The sequence below is a fragment of the Planobacterium oryzisoli genome, from assembly GCF_015354315.1.
GTDB lineage: Bacteria > Bacteroidota > Bacteroidia > Flavobacteriales > Weeksellaceae > Planobacterium_A > Planobacterium_A oryzisoli.
Genome location: NZ_JADKYY010000004.1, coordinates 189,806 through 201,441, shown reverse-complemented (window position 1 = coordinate 201,441; position 11,636 = coordinate 189,806). Strand labels below are relative to the sequence as shown.

General features: G+C 44.1%; 11 protein-coding genes. 6 read left to right on the top strand and 5 right to left on the bottom strand.

The window, feature by feature from the left end:
- Positions 1-212 precede the first annotated feature (212 nt).
- On the top strand, positions 213-584 hold the full coding sequence (gene secG / locus IC612_RS04860; protein WP_194739043.1) for a preprotein translocase subunit SecG: 372 nt from the start codon (positions 213-215) through the stop codon (positions 582-584).
- A gap of 86 nt (positions 585-670) precedes the next feature.
- On the opposite strand, the gene recR is transcribed toward secG, so the two are convergent.
- Complete coding sequence (gene recR, locus IC612_RS04855) at positions 671-1,276, bottom strand: recombination mediator RecR (RefSeq protein WP_194739042.1); 606 nt, start codon at positions 1,274-1,276, stop codon at positions 671-673.
- Positions 1,277-1,347: 71 nt separating this feature from the next.
- Between recR and IC612_RS04850 the strand changes: the two genes are divergently transcribed.
- From IC612_RS04850 to IC612_RS04840, 3 genes are all read left to right on the top strand, one after another.
- Positions 1,348-1,845, top strand: coding sequence for a hypothetical protein (locus IC612_RS04850; RefSeq protein ID WP_194739041.1), 498 nt, complete (start codon positions 1,348-1,350; stop codon positions 1,843-1,845).
- Between the two features lie 66 nt (positions 1,846-1,911).
- Complete coding sequence (locus IC612_RS04845) at positions 1,912-3,354, top strand: aminoacyl-histidine dipeptidase (protein WP_194739040.1); 1,443 nt, start codon at positions 1,912-1,914, stop codon at positions 3,352-3,354.
- A gap of 401 nt (positions 3,355-3,755) precedes the next feature.
- Positions 3,756-4,550: a cation transporter gene (locus IC612_RS04840; protein ID WP_194739039.1), complete on the top strand. Its 795-nt coding sequence runs from the start codon at positions 3,756-3,758 to the stop codon at positions 4,548-4,550.
- Between the two features lie 419 nt (positions 4,551-4,969).
- Here IC612_RS04840 and IC612_RS04835 read toward each other — a convergent pair whose 3' ends face one another.
- The gene (locus IC612_RS04835; RefSeq protein WP_194739038.1) at positions 4,970-5,302 is read right to left on the bottom strand and encodes a 2Fe-2S iron-sulfur cluster-binding protein; all 333 of its coding nucleotides are present in this window, start codon (positions 5,300-5,302) and stop codon (positions 4,970-4,972) included.
- A gap of 14 nt (positions 5,303-5,316) precedes the next feature.
- A complete protein-coding gene (locus tag IC612_RS04830; RefSeq protein WP_194739037.1) occupies positions 5,317-6,372 on the bottom strand; it encodes an NAD(P)/FAD-dependent oxidoreductase in 1,056 nt (351 codons plus the stop codon).
- A gap of 161 nt (positions 6,373-6,533) precedes the next feature.
- Between IC612_RS04830 and IC612_RS04825 the strand changes: the two genes are divergently transcribed.
- Both IC612_RS04825 and IC612_RS04820 read left to right on the top strand, forming a co-directional pair.
- The gene (locus tag IC612_RS04825; protein ID WP_194739036.1) at positions 6,534-7,304 is read left to right on the top strand and encodes a DUF3108 domain-containing protein; all 771 of its coding nucleotides are present in this window, start codon (positions 6,534-6,536) and stop codon (positions 7,302-7,304) included.
- Positions 7,305-7,373: 69 nt separating this feature from the next.
- On the top strand, positions 7,374-9,797 hold the full coding sequence (locus IC612_RS04820; RefSeq protein ID WP_194739035.1) for a DUF5916 domain-containing protein: 2,424 nt from the start codon (positions 7,374-7,376) through the stop codon (positions 9,795-9,797).
- 43 nt (positions 9,798-9,840) lie between these two features.
- Here IC612_RS04820 and pheS read toward each other — a convergent pair whose 3' ends face one another.
- Both pheS and IC612_RS04810 read right to left on the bottom strand, forming a co-directional pair.
- Positions 9,841-10,851 (bottom strand): phenylalanine--tRNA ligase subunit alpha, encoded by a 1,011-nt coding sequence (gene pheS, locus IC612_RS04815; RefSeq protein ID WP_194739034.1) that lies wholly within the window; start codon positions 10,849-10,851, stop codon positions 9,841-9,843.
- 114 nt (positions 10,852-10,965) lie between these two features.
- The gene (locus tag IC612_RS04810; RefSeq protein WP_194739033.1) at positions 10,966-11,625 is read right to left on the bottom strand and encodes a YceI family protein; all 660 of its coding nucleotides are present in this window, start codon (positions 11,623-11,625) and stop codon (positions 10,966-10,968) included.
- Between the last annotated feature and the right edge of the window lie 11 nt (positions 11,626-11,636).

Here is an 11,636-nt window from a genome sequence, read left to right as displayed (position 1 = left end):
AAGTAGGTCGCATCTTGTTGATTATCAGTAATAAAGATACAAAATACCTCCTAATTATACAACACTAAAACCTCCTAAAATGAAAAAACCGCCTCAATTTAGTATTGAGACGGCTTCTTTTTTCTTAATCTAGAAGGGAGCATACCTACCCAGTACTTTGCAGAATTAAACATTATCACTATATTTGCACCTTATAAAAATGCATTAAGCACATGAGTACAATATTTACCTTATTTATGATCCTGATCATTATCGCCTCGATTCTTCTGATCATCATTATTATGGCGCAGAATCCAAAAGGAGGAGGTCTTTCTGGAACGTTCGGGGGAAGCGGAGCCGCTCAGTTTGGCGTCCAGCGTACGAACGATTTCATGGAAAAAGCAACCTGGACACTGGGGATAACTATTGTAGTACTTATTGTCTTAAGTGTGGTGCTTACTGCAAAACCAGTTCGTAGCACTGCACCTGCGTTGCAAAACACTCCGGCGCAAAGCGCTCCAGTGCAAAGTGCTCCAGTGCAAAGTGCTCCAAGTACTGCGCAACCTCAGGGTACCACACCAGCGGCCCCTGTGACGACTCCGTAATTACGAGGTTAACCCTCTACAAATACAATGGCCCGCTGGTAAGCAGGCCATTTTTTTTGAGAGAAGAATACTATGATGCTGTTTTTTTACTGCTGGTAAGGTACTCGCTGCTGTATCGAGCGTCCCAAAGAAATCTCATCTGCATACTCCAGTTCATCTCCTACCGCTATGCCGCGGGCGATTGAAGAAAATACCAAAGGTAAGTTCTTAAACTTCTTATAAATATAATAGGCAGTTGTGTCCCCTTCCATAGTAGCGCTTAAAGCAAAAATCACTTCCTTCACCGCTCCAGTCTCCACCTTGGGTCCTATAGCGGAAATCCGTAGTTGGGAAGGACCTATTCCTTCCATGGGGGAGATTCTGCCTCCCAGTACAAGGTACTTTCCCTGATACTTGCCCGTGTTTTCCAAAGCCATCACATCGCGAACATCTTCCACGATACAAAGTTGCTGGGAATTGCGCTGGGAACTACTGCATATTTCGCAAAGGGAAGAATCGGAGAAATTAAAGCACTCCTGGCAGTACTGGATATCGGTTACAAGTTTACTTAAAGCACTGGAAAGACTTTGGGCGTGGCTGGCTGGCTGCCTGAGAAGATGTAGGGCGAGACGAAGCGCCGATTTTTTACCAATTCCTGGCAGAGAAGCAATTTCTTCCACTGCTTTGGAGAGTATTTTGCTGGGATATTGCATAAGGGCAAAGATAATTAAAGTCCTTTAAATCTACCTGCCAGTAAACGCAATTAAACAATTAAAACATTATTATGCGCTCCATCGTCGTTGCACTATCTAGCTGCCTTTTGCTGTTTTCAGCTTGCACCCAAAAAGAATCTACTCATTTAGAAACACCTCAAGCCAAAAAAGAAAAAGATACAACAGCACAAACTATAGAAAAAGACAGTACTGCACTTAAATTCAGTGCATTCGCTTATCCGCAGGATATAGAAGGCTGTTCGTGTTATTTCTCAAGTTCCAGAGAAGAGTTCGTAAAGCAAAATTACCTCTATGTGGATGACTACCAGCGAAAGGCCTATGTAAAACTCAAGGACCAGCTTCACATCCTATCCTTTAAGCATTTAAACCCAGAGGCCACTACTATGCTGCACATTGAGGCGCAGAACAAGCAGGTAAATGTAGTGCTGCAGGCAGAATTAGTAGAAAAAGGTGAAATTGAAACGGCCTTGTACCAAGGAACCCTCACCGCTACAGATAGGAAAGGGAATACTACCACGCAAGAAGTCTATGGGGAATGTGGATGCTAGAACCCGCCGGGAAGGAAGTTTGCCAACCCGTCATTTAATGCGTAAATTTGAAAAAACAACCTTACTATGGATATTACACAGCTCGAGCCGCGTGCACTCTGGAAAAATTTTGCCGCACTGAATGCCGTACCAAGGGCCTCCAAGAAAGAAGAAAAAATAATTGCCTTCATCAAAGCCTTTGGTGAAGGACTAGGTCTGGAAACGACCGTGGACAAGGTAGGTAACGTACTGATCAAGAAACCCGCTTCTGCAGGTATGGAGTACCGTAAAACGGTAGTGCTGCAATCGCATTTGGATATGGTACACCAAAAAAACGCGGACGTAGCATTCGATTTCGAAAGTATGGGAATCGAAATGGAGATCGATGGGGATTGGGTAAAAGCCAAAGGCACAACCCTAGGTGCAGACAATGGACTAGGAGTAGCTGCAATGATGTCCGTGCTGGAAAGCACCGACATAGCGCATCCTGCGCTTGAAGCCCTTTTTACCATTGATGAGGAAACAGGAATGACAGGCGCCATGGGTCTGGAGCCCGGTACCTTAACGGGGGAAATAATGCTGAACCTAGATACCGAGGAAGACGACGAAATAGATATTGGCTGTGCAGGAGGCGTGGATGTGACGGCAACAGGCAACTTTCCTTTAGTAGAACCTTCAGGGATGGTGGTACGGCTTGAAATCAAAGGACTTAAAGGCGGCCATTCCGGCATGGATATTATAAAAGGGCTAGGAAATGCCAATGTACTGTTAGGCCGCTTGCTCTACCAGGGGCTTGAAGATCAAAATATAGAACTCCTGCACATTGATGCTGGAGGGCTTCGTAATGCCATTCCACGTGAGGCCAGAGCCGTAGTAAGCGTGCGTAATGCACAGCAGTTCATCGAGAATCTCACAGCCCTTAAGAGCGAACTCCTGCAAGAATACGAATCCTTGGAGCCTGATATGGAAATACATATCGAAAACTACACTTGGGAAGAAAAAGGTATCAGCGTTGAGGATTCCCGCAAAGTCGTTCTGGCGCTTAATGCAGCGCACAATGGTGTGTACCGAATGAGTCCTGATGTGAAGGACCTGGTGGAGACCTCCAACAATATCGCCCGCGTAGAGTTAAAGGACGGATCACTTAAAATCTTATGTCTGGCGCGCTCCTCGGTAGAATCTACCAAAACCGCCGTTGCGCAGCAACTGCAGTCGGTATTTACTCTTGCGGGGTTAGATACAACCCTCAGCGGATCCTATCCTGGCTGGAAACCCAGACCCGGCTCAGAGATTGTCCAGATAATGGAGAGCATCTACCAGCGGAAATTCAATGCTACACCGGCCGTAGTGGCCTGCCACGCCGGACTGGAGTGTGGTATTATCGGAGCAAATTATCCCGACATGGAGATGGTAAGTTTTGGTCCAACCATCCGGGGGGCTCACTCACCGGACGAACGCGCCAGCATTTCATCAGCGCAGAAATTCTGGGAATTTTTCAAAGAAATTCTGGCAGAGATACCTTCACGATAGAAAAGACCGCTTTAAAATAAATATTCAGTAAAAATAAATCAAAGATTAAAGACAGGTAAAACGGTTGTAAATAAAGGATTTACAGCCGTTTTATGATTTTTTGGTAATGCGGTCAAAAGCAGTAAAAAGCAACTGTTGGCAAAAGTGCGGTTACTAAAACGTTACTTTTGAAAACTGAAAACAATCGTTTTAAAACACTGTATTTCAGCTTTCTGCATAGTTTTTCATATTGTTCCGTAGCTCACATAGGTTTAATTTTATCATTAAGAATTGTGAGTATGGAAACGACAAAAAAATCAACGTTTATACAGGTACAATAACCAACCCTGTTTTTAAAGACATCTATGCACCATTAGACGGATTTGTAATTAACGGAGGAATAAAATTTAGACTTTAAGAAGATGAATAAAACCATATTTAATATAACAAAAATGGATTGCCCAAGTGAGGAGCAATTAATCCGTATGAAACTGCAAAACTTTGATACGGTAAAGTCATTGGAATTTGATATTCCCAATAGAAAACTAAATGTTTACCATAGTGGAAACCCAGAGCCGATTTTTTCAGCTTTGGAAACCTTGAACCTAAATACAACGCTGATTTCAACCGAAGAAACTAACGCAGTTGTTGAAACAGATACAAGCAATAGCCAACGGAAACTACTATGGACGGTATTGATTATCAATTTCGTTTTCTTTGGATTGGAAATGTTGTTCGGTATTTTTTCCAACTCAATGGGATTGGTAGCGGATAGCTTGGATATGCTTGCCGATAGCATCGTTTACGCATTGGCTTTGTTTGCTATTGGGGGTACGATTGCAAGAAAAAACAATATCGCCAAGTTTGCAGGTTACTTTCAAATCCTGTTAGCCGTTATCGGTTTCGTTGAAGTTATCAGACGTTTTATCGGAATAGAAGCGATGCCCGATTTCAAAACAATGATTATTGTTTCTGTTTTGGCATTGATAGCAAACGTACTTTGTCTTTACCTATTGCAAAAGAACAAGAGTAAAGAAGCCCATATGCAGGCTTCGATGATTTTCACGTCAAACGATGTTATAATCAATTCGGGGGTTATCGTTGCAGGAATTTTGGTCAATTGGTTAAACTCGAGCTATCCCGATTTGATTATCGGAGCTATTGTATTTGTAGTAGTGGCAAGAGGGGCATATAGAATATTGAAATTGGCAAAGTAGTCGTTAAGTTCCCTATTTTAACTAATAGAAACAGACAGGATAATGAAAATACAGGTATTAAGCTGTTGTGAACGTATTTGAATAAAACGGAAGAACAAGGACGAAAGACAGAGTTTATTCTATCAGTATTATGTGAAAAGGGCTTTGCAAGCCCTTTTCTCTTGTCCTGTAATCCCGATAGGGAATAAAATATTTATTTGTTTTTGAGAAACAAAAAATTCGTATATTTGCTTTGAGCTAACGGAAACACGTTGAAATACAAAGCAATAAGCACCGTTACCAAATCGTTACCGGACTTTTTTGATAATCTTTATAAAAGCTTAGTATTCAACCGATACAGCTTTTTCCTGAAAACTTTAAAATAAATAAACCGCTTTCCATAAAAGGAAAGCGGCTTTGTATTTTCTGCGTTGTGCTATTTAAGGGTAGGGAGCGAGCACAACTTTCAGTCCTTCCAATTCCTCAGTGATCGGAATTTGACACCCAAGCCTGGAATTATCCTTCACATGATAGGCCTCTGAAAGCATTGCTTCCTCTTCCTCTCCCATCTCTGGGGTAGTTGCTGCACCATCTACTATATACACCTGACACGAAGCACACATGGCCATTCCTCCACATACACCCACGGTGCCTTCCTCGGCGATCTCGTAGGATCGGATAACTTCCATGAGGTTCATGGACATATCGGTGGGAACAACTACCTGGTGCTCGGTACCTTGTCGATCGGTAATAAACAGGTTTATATCACTCATAGCTTTACCTTAAATTAGTCCATTTTCTTAACTACCGCTTTTTCTGCCTGCTTGCGACTGCCATCAAAACCATCCACACCGCTTACGGTGGTGTATTTAAGTACGTACTTTTTGCCTGGGTTCATCCGGTTGTATACACTCTGACACATCAATGTGGCCTCGTGGAATCCACAAAGAATTAACTTTAGTTTGCCTGGATAGGTATTTACGTCCCCTATAGCATATACCCCTTCAATATTGGTCTGGTAATCCAGTGCATTATTCACCTTTATTGCATTTTTTTCTATTTCCAGTCCCCAATTGGCGATATCACCAAGTTTAGGAGTAAGACCAAAGAGTGGAATAAACGCATCGCACGGTATCTCTATCGTGGCATCCTCAGTTTGCACTGAGATGGATTCTAGCTTCTTTTCCCCGGAGAGCTTCGTTACTTCTGCCGGAGTAATTAATTTGAGTTTGCCCTCATCTTTCAAAGCCTGTACCTTCTCCACACTGTCCAGTGCGCCACGGAATTCATTTCTCCTGTGGATAAGAGTGACCTCACTGGCCACATTGGAAAGAAAGATACTCCAGTCCAGTGCCGAATCGCCTCCTCCGGCAATTACAATTTTTTTTCCTCGAAAGGCCTCAGGATCTTTCACAAAATACTCCACTCCGTTCTCTTCATAGAACTCCAGGTTTTCAAGATGCTCTGGCTTCCTAGGCTCGAACGTACCCAGACCCCCTGCAATGGCCACGGCGCGCGCACGGTGTACCGTACCTTTGTTGGTTACCACTTCAAACCAATCCTCGTCTACTTTGGTAAGACTTACGGCGGTCTCGGCTAGTGTAAAACCTGGTTGGAACTGTTTGATCTGTTCCATCAGGTTATCCACCAGTTCTCCGGCATTTATAGAAGGAAACCCTGGAATATCAAAAATAGGTTTCTTTGGATAGAGCTCCGCAAGCTGCCCGCCTGGCTGTGGTAGGGCATCGATAAGATGGCATTTCAGCTTTAAAAGTCCCGCCTCAAACACAGCAAAAAGTCCTGTGGGTCCTGCTCCTATGATCAATATGTCAGTGGTTATCATGTCTAGTTACAATTTTGAAAGTTTACAAAACGTGGCAAAAATACTAAAAAATTAGCGAACCCTTTCGGACTGCCGACCCCAGCACACAGGGTTAACAAACTGATAAATATCAGTTAATTAATGCCGTATCTTTGTGGCAAAGATTTTGCAAATGTATGCGCATGAAGAAATGTCTTAGCCTATTGGCCCTTTTGGCCGTTTTTTTTCTTGAGGCCCAAATTCAGAATATAAAATCCGGTGAAAGGCTGCACTACCGAATCCATTACGGTGTACTTAATGCCGGAACAGCAACCCTCTCTGCACACCGTACCACCTATCAGGGTGCGCCCCATCTGTATGTGCGTGGCATTGGGCGATCGACCGGAGCAGTACGTGCGTTTTTCCGTGTGGACGACCTTTATGAGAGTTATATCAATCTGCGGACAGGTCTTCCCAGTTACTACGTACGCAATGTCAAGGAAGGAGGCTATAGCCAGCACCTTCATACGGCCTTTAACCATCAGAACCATACGTTGATTTTGACTGATAAAAAGACGCCAAGCAACGGTTCCAAAAGACTGCAATCGGTTCGTGGGATCCAGGATATGCTCTCTGCTTTTTACCACCTGAGAAATCTCGATAGCCTGGAGCTTCGTCCTGGGCGCACCATTCGCATGAATATCTGGATTGATGACGAAATGTTCCCTTTTCAACTACGTGTAGACAGAAAAGAAGTGGTACGCACCAAATTCGGAAGAGTAAATACACTTCGTATCACTCCTATGGTTATGAGCGGAAGGGTCTTCAAGGCAAAGGAAGGAGTCACCATGTGGATCACCGACGATAAAAATCATATACCAGTAATGGTAGAAGCCGAACTCGCCGTAGGTTCCCTGAAGGCAAGCCTTGAGAATTACACAAGTATTCAATACCCCATTGCTTTCAGACCATAAAGATTTTTGCTAAATGTACTTTATCTGTAACATCCATGCCTGTTTGGTTGTCTTATAAAGAAACTATCGATGCGTTCTCTGAGTCTTTGTTTACTACTAAGCACTTTTATTCTATTTGCCTATCCGCTTTTCGCCCAACAAAAAAGTATTGAAATAGAACGCAAGACCGTGCATACCAGCAGATTGCAACAGAACATAAAGATTGACGGGAGTTTTGACGAGGCGTCCTGGCAGAATGCCTCTATGGTTACAGGCTTCACGGAACGCACACCCGACAATGGCAAACCCCAACCCCTCGCCTACCAAACTACGGTTAAGGTTTTATACGACGATACCGGACTCTACATTGCAGCACGCACGCTTGACCCCTCGGTCACCACACTTGCCAGGGAACTTAAGGAAAGGGACCAAATAGGAAATAGCGACTTTTTTGCCGTCACGCTCAATCCCTATAATGACCGTCAGCAAAGCATGATGTTTGTTGTCCAGGCATCCGGCGCGCAGGCAGATGCCAAGCTGATAATCAATGCCAATGATGATTTTTCCTGGAATGCCGTCTGGTACAGTGCGGTAGCGATGGATGCTGAGGGCTGGAATGTAGAGATGCGTATCCCTTATTCCGAACTACGCTTTCCTAAGGAAAGTTCCGGCGTGTGGGGGGTTAATTTTATAAGCCAAAATCAGCGCCTGCAGTCCCAGTACACGTGGAATTTTGTGGACAACACCACGGGAAGCTTTATGCTTTACGATGGGGAAATGACAGGACTCACCAACATTAGCCCGCCGGTACGCCTCTCCTTGCTCCCTTACTTTTCCTCCTATGTAAATCATTACCAGAATAAAACCACCACCAATATTAATGGGGGAATGGATTTAAAATACGGCTTAAGCGACGCCTTTACTTTGGATGTGACGCTGATTCCGGATTTTGGTCAGGCCAATTTTGACGAATCGGTGCTGAATTTAGGTCCTTTTGAACAGCAATTCGAAGAAAATCGATCCTTCTTCACGGAAGGTACAGAACTATTTAATAAAGGGGATTTGTTCTATTCGCGCAGGGTGGGAGGAAGACCCTCCACCCAACCACAGATCTCAGGGCAGGAGCAAGTAGTAGAAAACCCAGAGAAAGTAAAGCTATTTAATGCGGTGAAAATCTCGGGCCGTACTAAGAAAGGTCTAGGCATTGGCCTTTTTAACGGTATCACAGAAAAAATGCAAGCTGTGCTATACGATCCCTCAACCAAGACCCAACGTGAAGTTGTTACCGAGCCATGGTCTAACTACAATGTACTGGTCCTCGACCAGAGGTTCGGATCCAATTCCTCCGTATCGTTGGTGAACACCAACGTATTGCGGGAAGGCAATTTCAGGGATGCCAACGTAACGGCCTTACTGGCTGACATTACCGACCGCACCAATACGTGGAACTACTTTGGTAATCTCAAGCAAAGTATCGTACGTAACGGAGAGGCCACGTACGGCACGGAAGCCTTACTAGGAGCAGGAAAGGTCTCTGGAGAGCATCGCTATAATGCCAGTGTTAATTTAAGGACCAAAGAATACAACATTGACGATCTAGGTTTCACCGGTGGGAACAACTTTATTAGCTATTTTGGAAACTATTCGTACCGAATTCTAAAGCCCAGCGCAAGGTTTAATAACTTAAGTTACAATCTCAAGCTCACTCTTACCAACCGCCTCGAGCCTGCATTATATAGTATTTTTTCTATCCATCAGACCCTTAGCTTCACCGACAAGAAATTCCAGAACTACGGCATGGGCCTATTACTCCACCCCTACGGCCAAAATAACATCTACGAGCCACGCACCTTTGGCCGGCACCTAAGGGTTCCAGCCATGGTAAATCCTTGGATTTTCTATAACAGTGATGAGAGGAAAAAGTTTAGTTATGGAGGGTACACGGAAATCTACGTATACGACCAAAGCGGAAGAGTCCGGTATGTAAGTGAACTCAACGCACGCCTTAGACTATCAGAGCGCTTCTCCGTGGGATACGAATTTGACTACGACATCCACTTGCAGGACCAGGGCTTCGTGTCGCGTGAAAACACGCAGATCTATATGGGAGAGCGCGATATTCATACCTTTGTCAATACGCTTTCCTCACAGTATGCTTTCAATGAAAAGATGAGCCTTTCTTTGGACTTCAGACATTATTACTCCGGTGTATCCTACGAGAAGTTTTTCACTTTAAACCAGGACGGCTCCCTCAAACCTAGTACGTACGGGATGAACCACGACGGATCTTCTAATTTCTGGAATATCGATCTTCGCTACAGTTGGTGGTTTGCGCCGGGCAGCCAACTGACACTTCTCTACCGAAACGCTGCAGAAAATTACCTACCCTACGTGGTAGGTGGCATAAAGGATAATTTTGACGCTTTCTTTCAGCAGCCTATGCTCAACAACTTATCCCTTAAAATCACATACTTCCTAGATTACAACCGTATCAAGCAAGCTTTTAAGAAATAAAAAGCCTTCACGTGGCGTGAAGGCTAAGGTATGAGTCGCTGTATTAAAGCGCTTTGAACTGTTCAAGCATTCTTTTATCGTTCTCAAAGAACATGCGGATATCTCCCATTTGGTAGAGCAGCATTACAATACGCTCGATTCCCATACCAAATGCATAACCAGAATAACGATTGGAATCAATTCCTACATTTTCCAGTACCGCGGGATCCACCATTCCGCAGCCCATTATTTCAAGCCATCCGGTCCCTTTGGTGATCCTGTAATCGGTTTCAGTTTCCAGACCCCAGTACACATCTACCTCCGCACTAGGTTCGGTAAATGGAAAATAGGATGGTCTAAGTCGAATCTTGGATTTTCCAAAAAGCTCGGTTGTAAAAAACTGTAGTGTCTGCTTCAGATCCGCAAAACTCACATTCTCATCGATGTAAAGACCTTCTATTTGATGAAAGATGCAGTGTGATCTGGAAGAGATGGCCTCATTACGAAACACCCTTCCTGGAGAAAGAATGCGCATTGGAGGCTGGTTCTGCTCCATATAACGAATCTGCACAGAGGAAGTATGTGTTCTTAATAGAATGTCGGGATTGGTCTCGATAAAGAACGTATCCTGCATGTCTCGGGCAGGATGGTACTCCGGCATGTTCAGCGCGGAGAAGTTGTGCCAGTCGTCCTCAATCTCTGGACCGTCTGCTATTGAGAATCCAATCGACTGGAATATCTCAAGTATCCTGTTTCTTACTAAGCTGATAGGATGCCTGCTTCCAAGAGGCCTTGGATACGAGGGTCTTGTCAAATCCTTAAAATCTGCATCGTTTTGTGCAGATTCTGTGGCTTTGGATGACTCAAGCTTTTGGGCAACTGCCTGCTTAAGTGTGTTAAGCCGAAGTCCAAATTCTTTCTTTTCCTGTGCAGGTACCGATTTGAACTGTGCAAAGAGGTCGTTTAGAATGCCTTTCTTGCCGTTGTATTGTATTCGGAACTGCTCCAGTTCCTCTGGACTGTTTGCCTTAAAAGACTGAACCTGCAGCAGTAATTCATCAATTTTCTCTAACATCCCTCTCGGTATTTATATCGTGCAAAGTTACACTTTTCCCTGCAAAAAGAAAAGGCAGCGAAGATTGCTCCACGCTGCCTAGATACTTACTGCACTCAATTGTGCATATATAGTTTATGGCTGTGGAACGGCTTTCACCACAATCTGCAATGTTACCTCATCCTTTATAAGTCCGTTTTCCGCTGGGACCTGGAATTTTACTCCGAACTCCTCTCGCTTAATATCGGTAGGCTCACTGGAGATGCTCACTTGGTCGGGAGTGACGCTAACGTTGGCTTTAATCTGCACAGGCTTGGTTACACCCTTTAGCGTTAGATTTCCATCAAGTAGCGTATTATAATCGCCTTCTGCCAGAGGGGTTACCTTGGTGATCTGGTAGGTAGCAGTAGGATATTTATCCACTTCAAAGAAGTCCGCGGATTTTAAATGGCCTTCCAGTTTCTGCTTTTGTTCCAGATCAGAAGCAAGGTCCTCGTTGTCCAAGGAATGCATATTGGCCACAAACACTCCACTTTCTAGAAGAGAATCCTTCACGGTGAGATTCCCACTCTCAAATCGGATCTTACCAAAATGACTGGTATTTTCACTTTTAAATACTTTATAGCCTTTCCATTCGATGGCACTGCTTAGTGTATCCACTACATAGGCTTTACCCTCCGCCGTGGTAGAAACTTCGTTTGCGGTACTTTCCACTTTAGCCTCTTTCTGGCATGCCGTAAAAGCTAGTGAGAAACATAGCGCAGCAGCGCTCCAGTTTACAATCTTTTTTTTCATAGAATTTGGGA

What these genes read in the sequence shown, in the direction of transcription:
- secG (WP_194739043.1), top strand. Translation starts at nt 213, where the DNA reads ATGAGTACAATATTTACCTTATTTATGATCCTGATCATTATCGCCTCG.
- recR (WP_194739042.1), bottom strand. Translation starts at nt 1,276, where the DNA reads ATGCAATATCCCAGCAAAATACTCTCCAAAGCAGTGGAAGAAATTGCT.
- IC612_RS04850 (WP_194739041.1), top strand. Translation starts at nt 1,348, where the DNA reads ATGCGCTCCATCGTCGTTGCACTATCTAGCTGCCTTTTGCTGTTTTCA.
- IC612_RS04845 (WP_194739040.1), top strand. Translation starts at nt 1,912, where the DNA reads ATGGATATTACACAGCTCGAGCCGCGTGCACTCTGGAAAAATTTTGCC.
- IC612_RS04840 (WP_194739039.1), top strand. Translation starts at nt 3,756, where the DNA reads ATGAATAAAACCATATTTAATATAACAAAAATGGATTGCCCAAGTGAG.
- IC612_RS04835 (WP_194739038.1), bottom strand. Translation starts at nt 5,302, where the DNA reads ATGAGTGATATAAACCTGTTTATTACCGATCGACAAGGTACCGAGCAC.
- IC612_RS04830 (WP_194739037.1), bottom strand. Translation starts at nt 6,372, where the DNA reads ATGATAACCACTGACATATTGATCATAGGAGCAGGACCCACAGGACTT.
- IC612_RS04825 (WP_194739036.1), top strand. Translation starts at nt 6,534, where the DNA reads ATGAAGAAATGTCTTAGCCTATTGGCCCTTTTGGCCGTTTTTTTTCTT.
- IC612_RS04820 (WP_194739035.1), top strand. Translation starts at nt 7,374, where the DNA reads ATGCGTTCTCTGAGTCTTTGTTTACTACTAAGCACTTTTATTCTATTT.
- pheS (WP_194739034.1), bottom strand. Translation starts at nt 10,851, where the DNA reads ATGTTAGAGAAAATTGATGAATTACTGCTGCAGGTTCAGTCTTTTAAG.
- IC612_RS04810 (WP_194739033.1), bottom strand. Translation starts at nt 11,625, where the DNA reads ATGAAAAAAAAGATTGTAAACTGGAGCGCTGCTGCGCTATGTTTCTCA.